Annotated in this window: 15 protein-coding genes and 1 pseudogene; 5 read left to right on the plus strand and 11 right to left on the minus strand. The window is 69.8% G+C overall.

Annotation, left to right across the window (positions count from 1 at the left end):
• Positions 1–38: 38 nt before the first annotated feature.
• From ACWC1K_RS32915 to ACWC1K_RS32925, 3 genes are all read left to right on the plus strand, one after another.
• Positions 39–242: a hypothetical protein gene (locus ACWC1K_RS32915; protein WP_450836584.1), complete on the plus strand. Its 204-nt coding sequence runs from the start codon at positions 39–41 to the stop codon at positions 240–242.
• Positions 243–325: 83 nt separating this feature from the next.
• On the plus strand, positions 326–655 hold the full coding sequence (locus ACWC1K_RS32920; RefSeq protein ID WP_450836585.1) for a hypothetical protein: 330 nt from the start codon (positions 326–328) through the stop codon (positions 653–655).
• A gap of 51 nt (positions 656–706) precedes the next feature.
• Positions 707–1,321, plus strand: a complete 615-nt coding sequence (locus ACWC1K_RS32925) for a hypothetical protein (protein WP_450836586.1) — start codon at positions 707–709, stop codon at positions 1,319–1,321.
• On the opposite strand, the gene ACWC1K_RS32930 is transcribed toward ACWC1K_RS32925, so the two are convergent.
• Together ACWC1K_RS32930 and ACWC1K_RS32935 are read right to left on the minus strand one after the other, a co-directional pair.
• On the minus strand, positions 1,306–2,520 hold the full coding sequence (locus ACWC1K_RS32930) for a hypothetical protein (protein WP_450836587.1): 1,215 nt from the start codon (positions 2,518–2,520) through the stop codon (positions 1,306–1,308). The two genes, ACWC1K_RS32925 and ACWC1K_RS32930, sit on opposite strands and share 16 nt — an antisense overlap.
• Positions 2,521–2,524: 4 nt before the next feature.
• Positions 2,525–3,634, minus strand: a complete 1,110-nt coding sequence (locus ACWC1K_RS32935; RefSeq protein ID WP_450836588.1) for an ImmA/IrrE family metallo-endopeptidase — start codon at positions 3,632–3,634, stop codon at positions 2,525–2,527.
• 329 nt (positions 3,635–3,963) lie between these two features.
• Here ACWC1K_RS32935 and ACWC1K_RS32940 point away from each other — a divergent pair, with 329 nt between their 5' ends.
• The gene (locus tag ACWC1K_RS32940; RefSeq protein ID WP_450836589.1) at positions 3,964–5,139 is read left to right on the plus strand and encodes a hypothetical protein; all 1,176 of its coding nucleotides are present in this window, start codon (positions 3,964–3,966) and stop codon (positions 5,137–5,139) included.
• A 195-nt stretch (positions 5,140–5,334) separates the two neighbouring features.
• Here the strand turns inward: ACWC1K_RS32940 and ACWC1K_RS32945 are convergent, their stop codons facing one another.
• The 4 genes from ACWC1K_RS32945 to ACWC1K_RS32960 all read right to left on the minus strand — a co-directional run bounded on the left by ACWC1K_RS32945 (position 5,335) and on the right by ACWC1K_RS32960 (position 13,539).
• Complete coding sequence (locus ACWC1K_RS32945) at positions 5,335–7,083, minus strand: UvrD-helicase domain-containing protein (RefSeq protein ID WP_450836590.1); 1,749 nt, start codon at positions 7,081–7,083, stop codon at positions 5,335–5,337.
• Positions 7,080–8,963: an ATP-dependent nuclease gene (locus ACWC1K_RS32950; RefSeq protein WP_450836591.1), complete on the minus strand. Its 1,884-nt coding sequence runs from the start codon at positions 8,961–8,963 to the stop codon at positions 7,080–7,082. The genes ACWC1K_RS32945 and ACWC1K_RS32950 overlap by 4 nt, the downstream gene beginning before the upstream one ends.
• A gap of 287 nt (positions 8,964–9,250) precedes the next feature.
• A complete protein-coding gene (locus ACWC1K_RS32955; RefSeq protein WP_450836592.1) occupies positions 9,251–13,126 on the minus strand; it encodes an NACHT and WD repeat domain-containing protein in 3,876 nt (1,291 codons plus the stop codon).
• Positions 13,123–13,539, minus strand: coding sequence for a hypothetical protein (locus ACWC1K_RS32960; protein ID WP_450836593.1), 417 nt, complete (start codon positions 13,537–13,539; stop codon positions 13,123–13,125). Before ACWC1K_RS32960 ends, ACWC1K_RS32955 begins: the two co-directional genes overlap by 4 nt.
• Before the next feature lie 281 nt (positions 13,540–13,820).
• On the opposite strand from ACWC1K_RS32960, the pseudogene ACWC1K_RS32965 reads away from it, so the two are divergent.
• A pseudogene (locus tag ACWC1K_RS32965) lies at positions 13,821–14,566 on the plus strand (IS5 family transposase).
• Between the two features lie 95 nt (positions 14,567–14,661).
• On the opposite strand, the gene ACWC1K_RS32970 reads toward ACWC1K_RS32965, so the two are convergent.
• The 5 genes from ACWC1K_RS32970 to ACWC1K_RS32990 form a co-directional block, all read right to left on the minus strand.
• Positions 14,662–15,729: a hypothetical protein gene (locus tag ACWC1K_RS32970; protein ID WP_450836594.1), complete on the minus strand. Its 1,068-nt coding sequence runs from the start codon at positions 15,727–15,729 to the stop codon at positions 14,662–14,664.
• A gap of 90 nt (positions 15,730–15,819) precedes the next feature.
• Positions 15,820–16,956: an ATP-binding protein gene (locus tag ACWC1K_RS32975; RefSeq protein ID WP_450836595.1), complete on the minus strand. Its 1,137-nt coding sequence runs from the start codon at positions 16,954–16,956 to the stop codon at positions 15,820–15,822.
• Between the two features lie 34 nt (positions 16,957–16,990).
• Entirely contained in the window at positions 16,991–19,216 is a 2,226-nt protein-coding gene (locus ACWC1K_RS32980; protein WP_450836596.1) for a transposase, read from the minus strand.
• Complete coding sequence (locus ACWC1K_RS32985; RefSeq protein ID WP_450836597.1) at positions 19,213–19,926, minus strand: TnsA-like heteromeric transposase endonuclease subunit; 714 nt, start codon at positions 19,924–19,926, stop codon at positions 19,213–19,215. The genes ACWC1K_RS32980 and ACWC1K_RS32985 overlap by 4 nt, the downstream gene beginning before the upstream one ends.
• 196 nt (positions 19,927–20,122) lie before the next feature.
• Positions 20,123–21,145 (minus strand): TniQ family protein, encoded by a 1,023-nt coding sequence (locus ACWC1K_RS32990; RefSeq protein ID WP_450836598.1) that lies wholly within the window; start codon positions 21,143–21,145, stop codon positions 20,123–20,125.
• Between the last annotated feature and the right edge of the window lie 24 nt (positions 21,146–21,169).

The following is a 21,169-nucleotide window of genomic DNA, read 5'->3' on the forward strand; positions in this document are numbered from 1 at the left end:
GCCACGACAGCCCGTCCTGGCCGAAGAGGAGTGCCCCCATGTCCGTCCGCACCGCCGTGATCATGCTCGCGTGCGCGATGACCGTCCTGGTCGCCGTTCTCATCGGTGGCGCGGCCGGCTATCTCGCCCGCCGCGACCACGCTACCTACTCCGTCGCCGTCACCCGCGCCGCACTCGCCTTCGCCGCGACCCTCACCCTCGCCGCGACGGTCGCCAGCACTCTGGCCAACGCGTTCTCCTGACTGATGGCAAGGATGTCGCCGGCAGGCATGACCCGTTGCGCCGCGCCCTTGACATATGATTATCGATTAGCGAATCATGAACTATGTCTCAAGAGGCATTGGAGCGGCTGCGTGAGGCGTCCGTGCGGGTCTTCGGCAACCGCTACCGGGCGGAGCTGATGTGGGCGCTGGCGTCAGCGGACGAGCAGGGCGTGTGCCTGGGAGACCTCGCCGCCGCCCGTAACGCACCGCCGAGCGTCTATCAGGCGCCGATGCGGGCCCTGGTGGAGGCCGGGCTGGCCGAGAGGCTGCCGCGCGCGCAGGGGGAGCGGCGCCGCTGGTACCGGCGCAGCGAAAACGAGGGGCTCTGGCAGTGTCTTGAAGGCCTGTTGAGCTGTTTGGCAGAACAGTCCGTACCCATGCGGGTTGGATAGTCGGCGGGGCCGCTGCGCGCGGCCGGAGCCCGGTGAGGCAGGGTGGGGGCCATGGTGACCTTGGCGAACTCCGTGATCGGCCGTTCCGTGCGGACGGCATCGGCCGCCCTGCTGGAGGCGGGCACCCAGACCAAGGTCGCATCCCTGCAGGGCGCCGAGGCCCTGTTCTTCCACCGGCTGGATGCCGCCGAGCACGCCCGGCGCCAGGACGCCGCCGCAGGGCGGCTGGACCGGATGGCGGCGCTGGAGACGCTCCTGACCCTGCCGGTGGGCATCCCCGTCCCTCTCGCCTCGCTCGAGGCCGGACAGCGGCGGGCCGTGCGCGCTCTGCCCGCAGGCGCCGCGGACCGTGACCGTACGACGGTGACCCGGCGCGCGGTGCGGCCGGTGCGCGTGGACCTGGCCGTGGTGCGCGCCGCCGGATGGCGCCAGGGGCTACGGGAAGCGGGCCGGTTCGCCCCGTTCTGCCGCCGTGCCATGCTGCTCACCCGCCGCCCCGCACACCTGGAAGAGCTGCTGGTCGAGGCCGACTTCTACGGCATCGGGGTGTTCCTCGCCACCGGGCAGGGGGTGGAGATGATGCTCGCGCCGGAGGAGCACCGGCCGCTGCGGCACACCGCCGCCGCGTGGTGCTTCGCCGAGGAGCTGTATCAACTCCTGGGCTGATCCTGTGCCGTCGTTTGTCCGTTCGGCGCTGCGGTCGGGGCGGCCAGGGCCCACCGCTTCAGCTGCTGGGGCACCTTGAATGCGTCCGGCTGTCGCAGCTGCGCGTTGACCAGCGGATACCGCTCCACCGCCGCACGGCAGCGCTCATGCCACCACGTCTGGCGTGCCAGCCCGGGAGCGATCGCGGTCAGCGTGCGCAGCCACTCCATCAGTACCGCCACATTGTGCGCGGCGGCCCGTGCCTGCCGTTCGCCCGCGTTGCTGGCGAACTCATCCAGCGCCCACAGTCCCTCACACGCTGCGCAGCCGCAGAGGGGAGCCTTGGCGCCGGCGAAGCGGTCGGCCAGCGTCTTGCCGAGGAAGAAGTCCATCAGCTCGGCGAACAGCACATGCGGCGACGTCGAAAAGCCCTTGCTGGTCTTGGCCTTCTCGCCCGGGGCGACGATGTGCCGCAGTCGGCTGCCGGCACCGAACGCCGCAAACGTCGCCCCGGCGGCCAGCGCACCGAAGGCCGCAAGGTCGGTGCGCAGCAGTGCCGCGCCCGGAACCTCTTCGATCACCCGCCGCAGGTGGTCGACGGCCCGTGCGTGGCGTGCGAGGGGGTCCATCTGCCCACCCAACATGATCGCCTTCGGCCCCTTCACCAGCCGCAGCCAGGCGATCAGCTGCCGCACCGCGTCCTCCTCCCGCAGCCAGCCCACATCGACCGGAGCCGCGAAGACGACCTGTGCATCGTCCAACGCGGCCACCCGCCGCACCGCCGCCTTCAAAGCATCGGAGTCTTCGGCATGGATGTAGCCGGTCGGCGTGATCGGGGCGGTGACCCCGACCGCCCGCTGCTCGGCCAGTGACACCTCCAGCGGATCGTCGAAGGCGAAACCCTCCGACACGTGGAGGAACGGCCCCTCCTCGCTGGCCGCCTGCACCTCGTATGCGGCCGGATCGACCAGCAGCGGCCCGGTGAACTGCTCCTCCTCGCGCAGCTTTTTGGCCTTCCGCAGCGCGTCCTTCCCACACAGCACCAGCCCGCTGCGGCTCTCATCGAGCTGTCCACGCAGATAGCCGACGCGGCGAGGCGTCACCTGCAGCAGCATGCGTCCCTGCAGAACACCCAGCGCACCGGACAACACCTGCGGTGCGTCGGGAGGCTCCGTCAGGTCGGAGCGCGGACGCGGCAGCGGAGCAGACGGGTCGATCATGTCCTCACCTTCGAAGCGGCTCAGGGGATAACGAGCGGTCGCCTGCCACATACAGGCGCTTGAAGTCCTCGGGCAGCAGGCGGGCGCACGCGGCCGCCTCGTCGAGTGCCAGGCCGCGGTCGGACAACACGGTGTCCACCAGCGCCGGGACGCGCGTGGGCCGCTCCGGCGCCACCTCGACCGGTTCGGCGGTGCGGTAGCCGAGCGCCGACATCTCCACCATCACGGTGCGGTACTGCCATTCGGTGATGGCGTTCAGCGTGAATGCGCGCCGCAGCAGCGCGCTCATCGATACCCGCCAGACGCGCTTGAGCTCAGCCAACCGCGCGAGATCCACACCGTCGGCGAACGCCTGCCGGATGTCGGCTGCGGGCATCAGGAACTCCGCGGCGAAGGCGTCGGCCTGCTTCTCCTGCTCGCTTGACGTGCCGGGTTCGGGATGCATCACCAGGTGCCCGAGCTCGTGCGCGACGCTGAAGCGGCAGCGATCGCCCGGCGCATGGTCGTTGACCAGGATCAGCGGCGCCTGGAGGTCGTCCCACTGGCTGACCGCATCCAGCAGCTCACTGCCGAGACTGCGCATCACGACCAAGCCGCCGGCGTCCTCAATCGCGGCGATCACGTCGGCCACCGGCCCCCGGGGCAGATCCCAGGCGCGGCGCACCTGCCGGGCCGCGTCCTTGGCCGTCGTGAAGTCGTCCAGGAGCACGCGCGAGAAGCGGTGCGGCTCGTCCACCGACGAGGCGGCCTGCGCGAGGCCCGTCACCTGCAGTCGCACCAGGGCGAGTTGGGCGTGAACGCGACGCAGCGCCGACGCTGACAACGAGGCCTTCTTGCGGTGATGGATCAGTCCCACCCCCACCCCGCTCACCTGGGGATCCAGGCACAGCAGTTCTGCCGGGTAGCCCAGGGCGGCGGCGTACAGCTGAAGGCGGTTGTCGGCGACCGCAAGGCGCCCCGACTCTGCACGGCTGACATATCCCTGAGACACCACCGCAGCCCCCGCAGGCGCGGCCTTGGTCATGGCGGCGGCCACGTCAACCTGCGTCATGCCCCGCGACTCGCGCGCGAGCGCGAGCATGCCGGGATGTGCCTGCAGGTCACCGGACGCCATCACACCACACCACCTCGGATCAGACCTCAAAACATTAACACGAAATATTCTGGGGTTGATTCGGCTTTCTGGTGGGCTCCGTCACAGCCAACGGCCCGCTGCCGAAGGCGCGATGAGGCAAACCGGAAACCGCGGATTCGGGCCTGTGAGCGACGGCAGCGTCTGCGCAGCCGACCTGCAGACAGCACGCCGGTGCACGCAGGATGGTCCCGGGACAGCGGCATGATGTGAAGGTCCCCTGCACGCGGGGGAGTTGCGCACTGAATCAAGCCGAGTGCCACGGGCGGGGCGGTGCGCGGTGTGTCGGAAACGAGGAGAGGAACGCGTACGTGAACACGGTACGGGCCCGGGTGTGGCAGTTCCGGGTGGAGGGGCCGATGGTGACCGTCACGCAGGTCGGGCAGGGCGATCTGTCGGTGGGACTGGCCCGGCTCATCCACATCAACGCGCTCGCCTGCGACCACAACCGCGTCCTCGACTACCGGACAAAGCAGCTCGAGGTCCGTCTCCTGGCCAGTTATCTTGATGCTCCCGGGACGGGCGGCCCGCTCCAGGTCGATCACCGGGCGTTCGTGGCGAGCTCGCGGCACATCCGCGGCTTCGTCGCCGAGAGTTCCGGCCTGGGCATGCTGACGGCGGCGAGCGAAGCACTGTTTGCCTGGGACAGCACATCGCATGCGCTGCACAGTTTCGACGCGCTGCCCGGCCGCATGCTGACGGACTATCAGTCCGTGGGTGTCAGACCGGACTTGCTGTTCCATCTGCCCGGCGGCCGGGTCGCGGGGGAGGCCCGGGGCCGACACCGCCGGGCCAAGGCACTCCTGCCGAAGCATCCGCTGGCCGAGCAGAAGAGCCGGCTGCAGGAACTTGCCCTCTGGTCCGCTTCCCACCGCGACCACGCCTACTTCATGAGTTGGGTCTGGATCGGTCGCTCCGGCGTTGCCGTGGACATCTTCCTTCCCCGGGACAAACGCTGGGATGGCGCGCTGGATCCCCAGTGGAAGCGACAGAGCGAAGGCCATCAGTGGCACTTTCCTGTGCGTGAGCAACGGCGTAGACCGCCCGAGCGTCCCTTCGGACAGCCGCCAGCCGATGATCCGGAACCTCTGCTCGACACCTCGCCCGTCACAGACCCACTGCAGACGACGATGTCGCTGCCCGCGGCGGCCCGCGCACAGCCCACGGCCGACCCGCTCTCGCGGACCGGCCGCCTGGTGCAGCGGCTGTACGACACCGCCCCCGAACTCGATGCGGAGCTGGCTGGCATTCCCATGCGCGGCACCTGGGCGCCCGCCGACGCGCTAGGCCCCGCCCAGCACGAGGTACTGCTGGCCGTCCTGGCCGAACAGCCCCCACACCAGGCCGGTGTACGAGAGCGCCTTGCACGGGCCGAAGGCCGCTTCGATGCCTGCCTCGACGGCCGCGTGCTCACCGTCGTGCGCTCCGCAGCCCAGCCGCCACCCGGCTGGCAGGACCTGGAACGGGTGCTGTTGAGCACGGAGTGAAACACCAACGCCGAGGACCCTGGCTGGTAACGGGGTGTGCGCCCGTCGAACGAGGCGGCCCGCGGGCACTGCCCTGTGCGCGCGATGCCTTCATGCCAGTGCTGCAGCAGCGCATCGGTGATGCTCACGACGGTGGACACGCACGCGCCCACTGCACCTGCGCCCCTGGACCAGTCCGCCTGCGTGCGAACGGGCTCATGCGACGCGGACCGGTACCTGGCGTCCGGTCAGCAGCCGAGCCAGTGCATCGGTCTCCTGCTCGGGCAGAGCGATGGCGGCGAGCCGACGGGCGCGGGTGACGGCGACGTACCAGACGCGCAGGACCTCGTCGGTGGCCGGGTCCGCGCTGGCCCAGCGCTGGACACTTCCGGCATCGGGCAGCAACAGCAGGACGCCGTCAGCTTCATCGCCCTTGAGCTGGTGGACGATGTTGGTGCGCATGCCGGTGGCCACCTGCGGGCGGGAGACGGTGGGTTTCCCGGCGGGGCGGCCCTTGCCGCCCTGCGGAGCAGCCCCGGGTGGAGCGGGCCAGGCCTTCATGGCCTGCCACACCTGCGGACCCCATTCCCTGTGGGGCGCGGGCAGGCTGTGCAGGAACGCGAAGGCCGTGCGGTTGACCTGGCCGGCCGAGAGGCGGTGGGCGGCCATGATGCGGTCGGGGCCGCCGGATTGGCCCGGATACCAGTAGCCGAACAGGACGCGCACAGCGATCGCGCAGGCCCGGGTGAGGTCGTCACCGGAGGCGCCCGGGGTGTGGGCGACGGTGCGGGCCCAGGCCAGGCTGGTGATGGCGTTGGTGTTGGGCTTCTCCCGGCTGATGCCCGGCAAGGTGGCGTACTTGTAGGCGGTCACCAGGCAATCCTTGGCCTGGACGGCGTACTCCTCGGCGAGCGTGCGGAAGGCGTCGACGATGCCGACACCGGTCGGGGCGTGCAGGTGACGGCTGCCGGAGGCGGCGAACTGGGTGGGCAGCAGTAGGACGGGGACGTCGTCGTCGCGCACGACGGAGGTGTCCGGCGGGCGCTGCCCCGTGCGCAGGGTGGCCGCCAGTCGGCAGATGACGGGGGAGCTGCGCCAGTTGCCGGTCAGCTGGTGCGGGGTGGGAGACAGCTGCGTGGAGAAGGACCGGAGAGCCTGGGGTTCGGCACCGCGCCAGGCGTAGATGGCCTGGTCCGGGTCGCCGACCAGGACCAGCGGCAGACCGGCGTCGTGCAGCAGTTGGAGGATCGCCAGGTCGGCGGTAGAGCAGTCCTGTGCCTCATCGACGATGACTTCCGCGAACCGGGAGCGCAGCGGGGGCAGCAGAGCGGCGGCGGTCTTGGCGTGGCGCAGGTTCCACAGGGCCAGGACCCGCGCCTCGTGCCCGGTGAAATAGCCCTGGGCGCACCACGACTTGCGGGTCTCGAAGATCTTCTCCTCCCACGCCGTGCGGCTGTAGGAGCTGGCCTCGATGAGCTGGCGAGTGTCGTAGTCGAGATTGTCCCACGCAACCGTCGCACGCGCCGGGTTGTGCGAGGGGTCCAGGACCATGGGGAAGCGGTGCAGGGAGATCTCCCGGTCCATGCCCTCCACCGGGGCCTTGACGCTCGCCCAGGACTCCAGCAGACGGGGCACCGGATCGGCTGCCCGCAGCGGCTTGACCAGGAACTCCCACAAAAACGAGTCGAGCGTGCCGATGAAGTGCGGCGCCTGGACCAGGTCCGCGCGGCCCGCCTGGCGGCAACGGCGGGTCATCTGGTCCCGCGCCACCCGTGTGAACGAAATCAGGGCCCGCCCCTGCCGCAGCCGCCGCCTAGGCGACTGCAGATGCCGGCTGGTGATGACATGCGTCTTGCCCGCGCCCGGGCAAGCAGGCACGAAGGCAGGCGCGGCCACAGCCACGGCGGCTTGCTGCTGCGCCTCTGCGGCGGCCCGCACCGCCGTCGTCTGCTCGGCGGCGGTCACGGCGCGCCCACCGCGGGGGTGCCGGCGTCAGAGGCGGTGATGAAACGGATGGCGTCCGCGAGATAGGCGGGCACGGTGAACGCCACGGTCGGGTCGGCCAGCACGTCGGCCAGCTCCTGGGCGAACCGCCCCTTGGAGATCTTGGTCCCCTTCGCGAGCTCTCCGTCGGTGCCGATAACGGTCCGGCTGGTCTTGGTGACGAACAGCTCCCCGAACGCCACGGCGGGTTCCGCCGCCGTAACGACCTGCTCCCAGCGATCCTCCGAGCGTGGCGCGCAGCGCAGGAATGCCGCCCGCAAGGCAGGGACATTGCCGGCCGACCACAGAGCCGGCTCCAGCGTCCGAGGCGCCGCGGCCAGATGCAGCACGCCGGGAGATGCCCAGCGCAGCGGAAGCTCCCGCAGCGACTGAAGCCGGGCCGGTTCCGGCTCTCCGGGCGCCACATCCGTGTCGGTGATCAGTGCCACCCGCCGTCCCAGACAGATGCCGTCCACGGGCGCCAGCAGCACCCGCAGGTAGACCTCGAACCCGACACCGTCCACGATCACCCGCGTGGTGCCGAAGAACCGTTCCAACGCCTCGAACGCCTCCCGGGCCGCCTGCGGGCCGGCGTCCTGTCCGGCGGCAAGGACACGCTCGGCCAGAGCCGGCAGCAGCAACAGCTCGGAAATGCCCTCGACCAGGATCGCCCGCGAGGAGAACAGCAGGGCACTTTTGGTGGCATCCAGGTAGCGGTCCAGGTGGCGCACCCGGTCCGGGCTCAGATGCAGGCGGGGGATGGGCAGAGACCTGGCCTGCCAGCCATCCGACAGCCCGCTTGGGCAGCGCGCCATGACCACCAGGTCCTCCACACTGGCCGCGGCCGACAGGACGGGGGAGTGCGTGGTGACCACCACCTGCAGATGCCCGGCCGGCCGGGCCGGGTCACTCAGAGGGCGTCGGCGCGAGGCCCCCGCCTGCTGTTGCAGATAGCGCAGCAGCAGGGTCTGCAGCTGCGGATGCAGGTGTGCTTCCGGCTCCTCGACCAGCAGCACGGTCAGGTCGGCCTCGGCCGCCGCGTCCAGCTCCGCCATCACTGTGGCGATGAACAGGGTGTTGGCGTAGCCCAGTCCCGAGGCCGACAGCGGAAAAGGCTGGGCGGAGGCATCACCCAACAGCACACGCAGCGACCGGGCGATCGACGCGAACGTGGGCTCGGCCAGGGCCAGTTCACTCATCTGGGGATGCGCGCCGACGGTCAGGTCCAGCAGCGGCTCGTTGATTTTCTCGCTGACCCTGGCCACATCCGGGTCCGCGGCCACCTTCTTCAGCTCGGTGCCGATCCGTTCCACGAAGGCATCGACCTTCTCGTCGTCGCCCAGCAGACCGCGAAGGATCATCCGCACCCGGTCACCACCGGCCGAGGCCAACTCCCGCTCCGCATCACGCAGCGCCGGCAGGTAGACATGCCGCACACCGCCCCGCGCGGGAGGCTCGCCCGTGACCGGAAGACCCGCACCCTGGGCCCACACGGTGCTGCCGCGCCGCTCGCCCGTCTGCGGCGGTGTCCAGGACACCTGCCACCGCGCGGTACGGGTGTCAGGAGATCCCTCGGGCAGCAGCGCCTCCAGATAGGCGCCGCTCTGCTGCGGACCTATGCCGGCAACGTCCAGCTGCAGGCTGGGGCCGCCCAGTTCGACGGCCGGCTTAAGCACGTCGGCTTCCTCGAAATAGCGCACCCGGCGCCCGTCCAGGGGATCCGTGAGCAGGCGCATCGCATCGATCACGCTGGACTTGCCCGCGTTGTTCTCCCCGACAAGGACCGTCACTTCCGGCCGCAGCGGAATCTGTACCCGCTCGCAGGAGCGGAATCTCTCCACCAGCACCTCGGACACGTACACCGCTCGCCCCCCATCCCTGACACGCCACCTCGAGCGATGATGATCAGCAGATGATGGTAGGCGGAGTATGCGCCGACCTGGGTGGTGTACGCAGAATTCGGCGGGGTGAATGCGCTCACCGAGCTCCGACACTCGAGCGCGTAGTGCTACAGACGGCGTGGGATAGGAGTACTAGTCCCTCACACGGACGACGGTTCGATGCAACCGCGATGGCTTGTCGCGGAGTTGGCCGAGCAGCCCCCCCGGCCGGGAGGTATCGCCGGGCGGATCAAGCGCAAGGATGCGATTCAAGGGCTGATCGAATGTGGCAAGCATGGTGGTTTGTAAGGGAGCCCGGGGACGCGTTGCTGCCATTGGGTGCGCCTCAGTGTGTTCCTGGTGACCTCGCAGATCCGGTCGATCGCCTGTCCGGTGTCCAGGCCCCACAATCGCAGCGCGAAGTCCTCTCCGCCGCTTGCGAGCAGTTTTCCGTCCGCGCTGAACGCCACGGCATCGACGCTGTAGGTGTGACCGAAGAGTTGCCCCAGCGATGTGGGGCGAGTGCGCCGGCCCATGTCCCACAGCCATACGCTGCCGTCCCCTCCACCGGCGGCCAGCGTCCGCCCGTGCTGGCCGAACGCCAGCGAGCCAACGGATTCGGGACCGGCCAGTGGCTTCCCGAGCGGTTTGGCGTGTGCCCGGTCCGTGAGGTCCCACAGCCGTACGGACGGACCGCTTCCGCCGCTCGCCAGCGTTCGCCCGTCGGAGCTGAACGCCAGAGCTCCAACGGAGTCGGGGCTCGTTAGAGGCTTTCCGAGTGGTTTGGCGTGCGCCCGGTCGGTGAGGTCCCACAGCTGAACGGCTACGTCCCGGGTACTGGCGAGCGTGCGCCCGTCTGGGCTGAGCGCCAGTGCGGAAATGTCCTCGCCGCCCGTCGGCAACCGCCCCAGCAGTCTGCCGTGTGCGCGGTCGGAGATGTCCCACAGCCATATGTGGGCGTCGTCCCCTGCTCCGGCCAGCATGCGTCCGTCTGGGCTGAACACCACCGACATGACCCAGCCCTGGCTCTTGAACTCCTGGCTCAGGGGGTGGCCGAGCAGTTTCGGATGACCCCGGTCGGCCACGTCCCACAGCAGTATGGCGTCGGTTTCCCCCGCCGCGGCCAGCGTCCGTCCGTCCGGGCTGAACGCCACGGAGTAGAAGGCGAAGTCGTCCGCGTTGTCCGGGGTGACGGGTTCGGCAGGGTGCAGCGGCACGCCGAGTGGCACAGGCCGGGCCGGATCGGTCAGATCCCACAGGCGTACGGTCTGATCCTCGTAGCTCCCGGCGCTGGCGAGCGTATGCCCGTCTGGGCTGAAGGCCACCGCACTGACATTGCCGGTATGGGCAGTGACCAGGGTGTTGGGGAGGGACCACAGCATCACGGTCCGGTCGTCCCCGCCGGTGATCAGAGTGTCACCCCGAGGGCTGAACGCGGCCGCGGTGACGAGGGCGTGGGAACCGAGGGGTGCCCCCAGCGGCCCGGCCCTGTTCGGATCGGTCACGTTCCACAGCCGTACGGTGTTGTCGTTTCCGGCGCTGGCCAGGGTGTGGCCGTCCGGGCTGAACGCCAGCGCGCTGATGGAGGCGGAGTGTCCGGCCAGCGCGCGGCCGCTTCGTCGGACGGGATGGCTGCGGTCGGTTATGTTCCACAGCTGCGGCGACGCGTCGGCGCCGATCGCCAGGGTGTGCCCGTCCGGGCTGAAGGCCAGCGCCCACAGTCGATCCGCGCGCCCGATCGCCTGCCCCAGCGGTGTGGGGCGACTGGGGACAGTGACGTCCCAGAGCCGCACGCCCATTTTCTCGCCTGTCGGGCCGACTCCGCCGGCGCCGGCCAAGGTCCGCCCGTCCGGGCTGAAGACCACCGTGTCGACGGTGCTGGTGAAGTTCCCCAAGGCACGGCCGAGTGGCGTGGGCCGGGCGGGGTCGGTCACGTTCCACAGCATGACCCCGTCATCCGTCGCGCCGGCGAGAGTGTGGCCGTCCGGACTGAGAACCACAGCGAGGACGCGGTTGTACAGGCCGGCGTCGATGGCACCGAGCGGTGCGGGGCGGGCGGGGTCGGTCATATTCCACAGCCGCACGTCTTTTGTACCCCGCGCGCGGTTGTCCGCCTGCACCGCGACGGCTAGCGTCCGCGCGTCCGGGCTCAGCGCCACGGAATTGGCCGGATCCTCCTTCGTGATGGGCTTGCCAAGCAGCACGGGCCGGGCCGGGTCGGACACGTTCCACAGCCGCACGTCCCGACCCGCGCTGGCCAGGATGCGTCCGTCCTTGCTGTACGACACCGAAGTGACCGGGCCAGTGTGGCCGGTCAGCGGGATGGACAGGGGGGTGTTCGCGTCGGTGATCAGGCGCCCGTACAACTCTTCTGCCGACGGCTTCATCCAGTGGGCCGCCACGTCGAGTTGGGCAGCCAGCGAGGCCTGTGAACCGCGGAGCCGCTCGGCCTCCGCCGAGACCTGGTTGAAGCGTGCAGAGTCCCGCTCGGAGCGCGCGGTAGAACGCTGCTGGAAGGCAAAGCCGGCGGCCGAGAAGGCGATCAGCGCCAGCGCGGACAGTACGGCGATGATGGTACGGCGCAGCTGTACGGACCGGACCGCGGCTCGGGTCGAGGCGGTGAGGAAGACGGCAGCGGTGGGGCTGGGCCGATCCTGAGGCCGAGCACGCTCGGCCCAGCTGCGGGCGGTCTGCAGCCGCTGCCCCCGGTAGAGCATCCCGCTGTCCCGGCGGGCGCGCTCCCAGTCGGCTGCAGCCTCTTCCAGTTCCTGGTGGACTATGTGTCCGGCCCGGTCGGTGTCGATCCACTCACGCAACCGGGGCCACGCCTGCAGCAGAGCCTCGTGTGTGATCTCCACCGACTCCTGGTCCCGGGTCAACAGCCGCCCCTGCGTGAACGTGTCGATGACCCGTGACGCCCCGCCGTCCGTCCCCACATCGGCGTTGGGCAGGCGCCGACGGGTGTCGTCGCTGCTCTCGCCGATCTTGACCAGCCGGAGAAAGAGCGCCCGCGCGGCCTCCTGCCCGGCCGGATCGAGGCGGGTGAACAGCTGTTCCGCCGTCAGCGCGACAGCATGATGGATACCGCCGATGGCCCGGTAGCCATCCACCGTCAGCAGATGTCCGTGCCGCTGCTGCCAGGTGGCGCGCAGCGCGTGCGCAAGCAGCGGCAGCCGCCCCGCCTCGTAGTCGCCCCCCTCGTAACGCCCGCCGAGTGAGCGTCTATTGCCAGCGTATGTTCCGAGATCGCGCAGCATCACCTCAATCAACCCGGGTTCGACCTCAAGCCCTGCGGCCCTGGCCGGAAAGAGAATGGCCTCCCGAAGTTCGGGCTCTGTCATGGGCCCGACCACCAGTTGGGCAGACTGCAACGCGGCCCGCAGCTCGGGGTAGTTGGCGCACGGTGTATAGAAGTCCGAACGCAGTCCGTAGACCACCAAGTCGCCCGGGCTCCTGCCATCAGAATCCGGAGACGCGAGGCCGCCCAGCAGTTCGACGAATTCGCGTCGCTCCCGTGCGTCCGCGCACAGCGTGAACAGTTCCTCCAACTGGTCGACGACCAGCACCAGCCGGGACCCCGGCGGCAACAACGTGGTCCGTAACTGCCCGACTGCCGCCTCAGGGCCGGCTGCCAGCGCCCAGGCGACCGCCTGTGGTGCGGCGCCGGTCACTTCGACGAGCCGGGCGGCAAGTGCCGCCATCGGGTGCGCGGTGGGGGTGAGCAGCACCCTGGGCCAGCCGCCGGAGCCAGCGACCGGCAGGGCACCGCGGGCCAGGGCGGGCAGCAGCCCGGCCTGAAGCAACGACGATTTGCCCGCACCTGACGGGGCGACCACCACCAACGGTCCGCCGATACGCAGCCGTTCATCGAGCCGTACCAGCAGATCGGCAGTCAGCGAGTCCCGCCCGAAGAACCAGTGAGCCTGTGCTGCGCCAAACGCAGCCAACCCCGGATACGGGCACTCCCCGGGCAGCGTGTCCCCGACCGCTCGCCTGGCGCTGCGTACACCGTCCTCATAATGCAGATGCAGATCTCGTCCCACGATCTGCTGATCCCGCCCGGCCTGGTAGATCCGCGCGCTGTCCGAGGCTCGGGCCTCGAATTGTCTCTCACCGCCGGGCGGCGAGTTCTCGGGCGCGCTCATCCCTCGGTGATGTGCTGGTCCCGCCCGGCCTGGTACACCCGGCCGCTGCCGTGGGCCTCTGCCTTCATGACCAGGAAGCCCACCTGGGACCGCTCGTCGGGGGCGAGTAACGGCGTGAGCCGCGTGTCCAGCAGGTTCCTCAGCTCGTCGGCAACTGCCGGGTCTGCCCGCAGCAGTGCCTGCAGCCGCAACTGCCAGTCCGCGGCCAGGGCTTGTTCCGTCTCGAGCTCACCCGCCCCTCGCGCCGACAGCAACTGCGCACGGGTTTCGGCCAGTTCCGCGTCGACCGCGTCAGCCTGCTCCGGGCGCACGCGGCGCCACAGGGCAGTGACCGCCGTACGGGCGCCCTGCCAAGCATCGTTGGCCATGGCCCCTACCAGGGCGGTCCCGGCCGCGAGTGCAATCGGATCCATGACGCATCCCCCTTACGTCCAAAACACACGCTACAGGCGGCGATGAGGAAAAGGCATCCTTTGCGCCGAAAATGCCCCCCAACGCGCCATTGATCGCGGGAAGTTCGGACCCGCCAGGAACGGGGCCACAAGCAGGCCCTCGTGCCGAGCAACTCGAAGACGCCTAGCCAACTCAGTCGGCGGTGCGGTGTCTCGGTACGGAGATGCAAGACTAGGGCGTTTCTGATGGCTCTTGCTGGAGTGGGTGGATCAGCCATGGAGCCGGGCAGGCGCGTCTTATGGTGCGGCGACATGAACTGACGGACGCGCAGTGGCAGAAGATCGAGCCGTTACTGCCCGCCAACGGCATGCCCGGCGGCCAGTGGGCCGATCACCGTACAGTGATCAACGGGGTGCTGTTCAGGGCCCGCCACCTCCTGCCCGGGCCCATCAGCACGCGGCCGGAGCCCGGCACCGGCCACCGCGCGACTTCCCGCAAAAGGGGGCGGGGCACGCGTGGAAGCCGATGGACGGGAGGCGCTGGGACGCTCACGGGGCGGACTGACCAGCAAGATTCACTTGCTCTCCGACGACCGGGCCCGGCCGCTGACCTGGCAGACCTCCCCGGGGCAGAGAGGTGACAGCCCCATATTCATCCCCGTGCTGGACGGCTTACGGATCCCGCGCCGCGGACCCGGCCGGCCGCGTCGCCGTCCCGATCGTGTCCGCGACGACAAGGCCTACTCCAGCCGCGACAACCGCGCCTATCTGCGGCGGCGGGGAATCAAGGCGACCATCGCCCAGCCCGATGACCAGCGGGCCAAGCGCAGGCGCAGGGCCCAGCCGGCGGGCGCCCACCGGCCTTCGACAAGACCCAGTACCGCCGCCGCAGTGCCGTCGAGCGGTGCGTGAGCAAGTGAAAGCAGTACCGCGCTGTCGCCACGCGCTACGACAAACGCGACTACATCTTCAATGGCACCCTGACCATCACCGCGACCCCGTCATCTGGCTCCGCGACACAGTCCAAGAGCCATCAGAAACGCCCTAGTCCTCGTGAGGGCTACGTGGTGTCCTCGGCCCAGAGAGACGGGAGCTTGCAGATACCCGAGACAGCAAGCAAGGGTGCCGTGGGGTCCCGGGAGGTCAGATCTCGTCATCGTCGGGATCGGTGAGGAGCCCCAGTTCTGGATCGTAGAGCAGCGGGGAGCGCACATAGCCGTTGTGGAACTGCCAGCCCTGGCGAAGCACCGCCCTGACCGGCGCGAACGCGAGGTTGCCGACCCTCGTTCCGGCGCCGAGCGTGGGAACGGCGGTCTGCCTGGGCTCAAGGTAAGGGATCTCCACGATCAAGCGGTGCCCGAGACCCGGCAGATAGACGTGCCACGGCGCCAACTGTGCTGGCAGGTACCCCGGGTAGGGCCGCTCCTCGGTGACCTTTCCATCCAGCTGAAGCTGGCGGCGCAGGATCTGCGCCAGCCCCGGCCGGTCGCTGCTGCTGGCCGGGATCACACGGTGCACCGCCCGGGATTCCACACCCGTGCGGCGCAGATGCCCGCGGATGTCCTGGCTGGGGGCCACGGATTCGCGGTACACCAGCAGACCACAGGAGATCGCCATCCACGTAAACAGCAGGGCCCGGAACTGCAGGTGCTCCGGCAGAGCGGGGTCATCGGCCTGCGACGGCCAGAAGTCGGGCTCGGCGTAGGCTTCTTCGTGGAAGGTCAGCCCTCCGTGGATCATCAGCATGGTCGGCTCGGCGATGCCGGCGCGCACACAGGCTGCCGTATCCGTCCACCAGGACCACCAGGTGCCGCCCTCATAGGCAGGCCCCCAGGAGACGGCCCGCAGCACAACACCCCTCTCGATGCGTACCGGTGGCTCTTCCCACACCATCAGTCCGGAGGGTGAGGGCACAATGCTGGCGATCTGGGCGATGCACGGGATGCCTTTCAGCCCCGCGACGCTCTCGGCGGCTTCCCGCGTGATGTAGAACAGGTCCGCTTTGCGTAGCCGGCGCCTTTCCGCGTTGGCCAGGGCGGCCGCCTGATCCTGCACCCGCTCAAGCGCCGCCACGGCGGGCGGCATCAAGAACGTCACTCCCTCCTGCTGCAGCGCCTCCGTCCACACCTGGGGCGCGTTGTAGTGAAGGAAGTCCAGTGCCTGCAGCCACAGGGCATGCACGTCCTGGATGCCAGTCCGGTCCACGCTCATAGCTGGCTCGATCCTCCAGAGGATGCGGACGGAAACGTCGCTGGCGCGGGGGCGGTTGTGGCCTGTGCCGCCTGGTGCTCGCGGGCGTGGTCAGTGGTCGGGCAAGATCTCTTCCCGCCCGATGCGGATGGCCTCCAGGTGCTTGAGGGTGATGTCCTCGGTGCCGTCGAGGATCCCTGCGACGGCGGCGCCGCAGATGAGCTGGGACAGGTAGAGGAAGTAGCCGCCGGTCCGTGCGTGCAGATACTTGGCGTGCTGGGTGAGAACGTCCTTGCTCAGCTTGCGCATGCGCAGGTTCTTCTCGTAGCCCTTGAGCACCGAGATGAAGGGTCCCTGGTCGTCGCCGCTGTAGGGCAGCGGGTCCACCCAGGTGACCGGCAGCAGGCTGCGCAGGTTCTGCTCCTTGGCCACGGCCGCCCTCAGCGTGTTGGCGTCCTCGGGGTGCAGACGCTTGTAGGAGGTCCACAGCGCCTCGTCGCGGCGGTCGCAGCCTTTGCGGGCGGCGTGGACGATGTCGGTTGCCCCGGTGCCGCAGAAGATGGTGGTGATGCCCAGCCGGCTGCGCAGAAAGTCGAAGTAGTGCAGGACCGGGCCGAGTTGGCTGGGGGAGACCCGCTGGATGTCGTCGACCAGCAGCAGGCGGGTCTTCTTCCGCTCCATGACCGTGCGCACGGGCAGGGACAGGTCGGGGACACGACGCAGCTGACGGGCTTCCGCCTCGTTCTTGGGCTCAGGGGTCAGGGCAAGGAAGGAAGCGATCTCCCATATCCAGTTGAGTTCGTTCTCCGGGTCGTGCGGGACCGTGATGTGCACGACCGGGATCCGGTCGCTGAAGTGTTTTTCGACCCTGCGCTGCAACTCCCGGCCGATGAGCCGCAGCAGGTACGTCTTGCCGGTGCCGGCCGGGCCGTCGATCACCATGTCCAGCAGGCCCTCGTACCGGTTGCCGTTGACGCCGAAGGTTCCTCGGGATCGCAGCAGACACTCCTCAAGGAACGTGGTCTCGATCATCAGCAGATGGCGGTGGTAGTCCACCCGCGGGTCGTCCTCGTCGACCTCCACGTCCGCGGGTGCGCAGTCCAGCAGGTCGGGCGGCTTGAACTCGGTGCGCACATACCGGTCCCAGCCTTCCCAGGAGAAGATCCATGCGGGCAGGGGCGGTGCGGTACGCACCAAGCGGGCGATCTCGGCCCGGGCATCGGATCCGGCGGGCACGGTGATCTTCATCAGCTCTCCTCGGCAGGTGATGCGAGATGCGGGGTCATGCGGGCGCAGCGGTGCCGGCCGGTGGCGGGCCGTCCTCGCTGCTGGCCGGGGCCCAGGTGGGCAGGGTGTAGCGGCCGTTGTCGAGATCCCGGGCCGGCACGGGCAGCGAGGGGGCGGCGGGAACGGTGTCGGGGTCCAGCGGTGTGGCCGGCACCCCGGAGTCGGATGTGTCGCCGGTCTCCAGGCGGATCACGCCGCGGAACGGCAGGCGGGGCTCGGCCGCCTGCTGGGCGGTCGGCCCGCGGCGGGTGCGGCGGTGACGCTCCTTCACGGCCAGGGTGATGGCCACCTCGTCCTCGCGGCTGCCTCCGCCGAGCACGTGTTCCTCGGCGGCGTCCTGCCAGTGGTAGTGCGTCCAGGGCAGGTCGGCCAGCATGTGCCGGTAGAGGAACTCCACCGGGATCCACCTGCCGGCCAGCCGGTGGTCGTACAGCCAGGCGACGTCGGGATAGTAGGGGTTGTAGCGGGCCTCCCACCGGCCGTTCACGTGCGCGAGCCCGGAATCGAGGCCCTCCAGGTCCCGCAGCCGCCCATCGGGGCGGCGGTAGGTGCGGTTCTCGATCTGTACGCCCTTGTCGGTGACCGTGACCCAGGCCGGCACCAGCAGCTTCCGGTTGTCCTCGGCCGTCAGCTGCCGGGGCCGGTAGCCGTAACTCGCCACCAGCCGGTCGTACATCTGGTTCGGGGACAGCACCATCCCCGGATACAGGGGGCTGCGCAGCCCCTCGTGCGGCTGCTGCTGGTAGTCGAGCGCCACCCACTCCTCGGCTATGGCCTGCATTTGGTTGAGGCTGAACAGGCGCTGGCGTTCGACCCCGTAGCCGCGCTGCTCGAAGCTGCGGCCCGTCCAGCCCTTCACATACTGGGCGCAGGTGTCGGCGAAGCCGTGGAAGAAGGCCTCGGCCAGCGGCTTGTCGGTGGGCGTGTCCTTGCGGGCGTATTCGATGCTGATGCCCAGGAAGCTGCACACCATCTTGAAGTGGTCGCTCAGATACGGGCTGCCCTGGTCGATGACGATGGTCCGCGGATGGATGACCGGGCGGGCCGCGACGGCCCCGGCGAAGCGGGCGTCGGCCGCACACAGCTGGCCGTAGGGCAGGGCCGAGTTGCGGGCAGCGGTCAGCGGGTCCCAGCCGGGCCGCATGGGCAGCGGGGCGAAGCACTGTGCCAGCAGCAGCACCAGATCGAATGCCTTGGTGGCGCGGCCGCCGATGCGCCTGCCGGGCGGCCCCTCCCCGGTCACCACGGGAACGATCATGAGGGCCATGCAGGAGCGGGAAGCGACATCGATCGCGGCGGTCAGCTCGGCCGAGACGGCACGGCCGTCATCCCCGATCACCTTGATCTTCAGCGGGGAGGTGTCGATCTGCACCAGCTGGCCCGGCCGCAGCGCCACCTGCGGCGTGTACGGGCGCGGCGGCTTGCTGTCCTGGCGCGCGCGCCGGCGGGTGGTCTTCTTCAACTGCTCGGTCAGCCCGAGCTCCCGCATCCGCGTGTAGAACGTCGATCGGGGCAGCAGCAGCCGCTCCGCCTCCCGGGGATCCTTCAACTCCCGGCGATAGCGCTGATGGACGAGCGCCTCGACGTCCTCGTACACGCGGTTGACCCGGCCGCCGGACTCGCGTGCATGGCGGGCGGTGACCTCGTGCATCAGCGCGATGACCCGCTTGTCGGTGCGGCCGCCCGGGTCCGGGGTGCGGGTCTTGCGGCCGTCGTACAGCAGCACCAGCGGATTCTCGTCGGCGTCCTTCCAGGCACGGCGCCGGTCATCCAGCACCCGCGCACTGAACTCGAAGCCAGCGGCGGCGAGTTCGGCCGACTTGGTCTGGCAGCGCTGTTTGAAGGTGGTGGTGTCCGGGTCGTAGCCGGGACGGGCGGTTGTGCAGCCGGGCCGCAGCCCGGTCTGGAGCTCCTTCATGTGCTCGTGCCACCACAGAGCCTTCTTACGCTCGGCGGGGGTGACACCCTCCAGCAGCTCGCCCAGCGCCGGCAGGCGCTTGCGCGCCACGGCCTGCCCGCCCGCGTCGAGGACGGCGAAGTCCGGGGCGCTTTCCACCTCCCGCCACAGCGTGTCCACCGGAGCCTCGCCACCCGACTGCGGCCGCAGGGTGATCTGCCGCCCCTTGAAGGCACTGACCTCCCACAGCGCGCCGCGCCAGCGCACCAGATCCCCCAAGCAGACCCGGTCGGTCTCGAACCAGCCCGACACCGCGCCCGTCATCGCCGCCCCCTCGCCACCCAGACCGGGGAGAAGGGCAGCAGCGGCCGGCCCCAGTCGAAGTCCAGGAGACGGCGCCAGATCAGCCGGTACACATGGTCGCGGCCGAGGCACTCGGGCACACCGCTGGCCAGCACGCCCTCGTTCAGCGGCCGCGGCCGCTGAAACGCGGCCAGCAGAGCCCGCTCCTGCGCCTGATCGCAGACCGCAGGCTGCCGGTAGTCCGCCACCAGCAGCAGATTCTCCCGCCGCACCCCGTGCGGCACCGTGCGCAGGCACACGCTCCAGCCGGCCCGAGCGGCGACCTCACGCAGCGCGGCCAGACGTTCGCGCCACTGCGGGCCCATCCGGTGCGGAGCGAGCACCACGGCCTGGCGTTGCTGGTCACGGTTCAGGGCGATGAAGTCAGGCCGCCACCGGTGCCGGATGCGGCCCTCCTCCCAGTGCAGTTCGACCGGCTCCCCGGCGAACCGGCTGACGGCGGGATCGAAGTCCAGCTCGGCGGCCACATACGAGCGCCGCTTGGACCCGCACACCACCAGCGTGCCCGTCGTCGCTGACCACCAGTCGCAGAGCTTGCCCTGCCGGCCGTGGTGGGCGACCGGGTCCGTGGGGGGCTGGCGCTCCTCCAGTGCCACCCCCCACAGGGCCTCCGGCGCCACACACGCCAAACTCCCAACATCGTTGAGATGCCACGCCTTCACATCGCGCATCCGGGCCCTCCCTCCGCGTCTGCCGGCCGGAGCCCGTCACCCGAACCGGGACGTGCGGCCAGCCTGGCTGTCTGCCGCACGCAGCAGTCAGCACACCGAAGAGGTCATCACTCGAACGGGTGACAGCCTCTTGACGGGCCCGCAGGTTTCGCGTCGGAATCAACTCGCCTGCCTGGTAGGCGAGTTGCCCAAGGTGTCACAGCATGCAGGAGCGCTCGGGCAGCGAACCGGACGGCTCGGCGAGCCGGCTGTGCCCCACGGCCAGCACTCGCCGACGCCGACGCCGAAGGTGCCGGCCGTTGTCTGGCGCGAAGGGGCTCGCAGCGGGCCGGGCATGGTGATCCAGCCACTGGACCAGCTCGCCCAGGCCCTCACTGCCCTCCAGCCCCCAACCGTCCATTAGCTGCTGCACCTGCTCCACCCACACTGCCCGCGCAGCCCGCGAACGCGCGCCTTCCTGCTCGTAGCGCAGCATCTCCCACGCCAACTGGACGGCCTCCGGATAGATCACCAGCGGTCCCGTGCGCAACTCGCGCGCCTCCAGGCCCACCCGCCAGGCCCGCTGCGTCCAGCTCCACACGTCGCCGCCCATCCGTGCCCACCAGCACGCCACCACCTGGAAACCGTCGGCGAACAACTCCGCTCCCGCCGCACCGAAACGGCGCTCCAGCCGCAGCCGGTCGGCGTGCGCACGCACCACCTCCGGCAGCCCTTCCAGCGGCACCACGTACGGTCCCTGACCGCGATGATTGTCGGTGAACCGCCGGTGGCGCAGGCATACCCGCCACTGATCCGGCCACAGCAGCCACGCCGCCTCATCCACGCCCCGGGCACCGGCACACAGATCGCAGCAGCGCACCACATACCCCGTCTCTTCCCGGACCTTGAACGGCCACTGCCAGCAGGCCGGATCATCTCCCGACAGCAGAAAACGATCTTGGAGGCTGGTCAAGGCCAGCTGCAACTGGTGAGGCGTCCGGCCGGACAGCACCGCCAAGTTGTCCAGTGCTTCCCGGTTGACGTACAGCTCCGCCAGCGACGGAAGCCGGGGATTGACCGGCTGGCGGCCCGTACCCACCCGGTCCAAAAACATCCCCAACTCCAGGCCGTGCGCATGCGCCAGGCGATTGGCGAACGACCCGGTCGACTCGCCAGCCAGGCGAGGCACGGAGTCATTCAGCCGCCGCTGCGGCCCCCATACGGCCGCCCTGTCTGCCATCACAACTCCCGCGTCACCGGCGCC

The sequence above is a fragment of the Streptomyces sp. NPDC001492 genome (assembly GCF_053597275.1).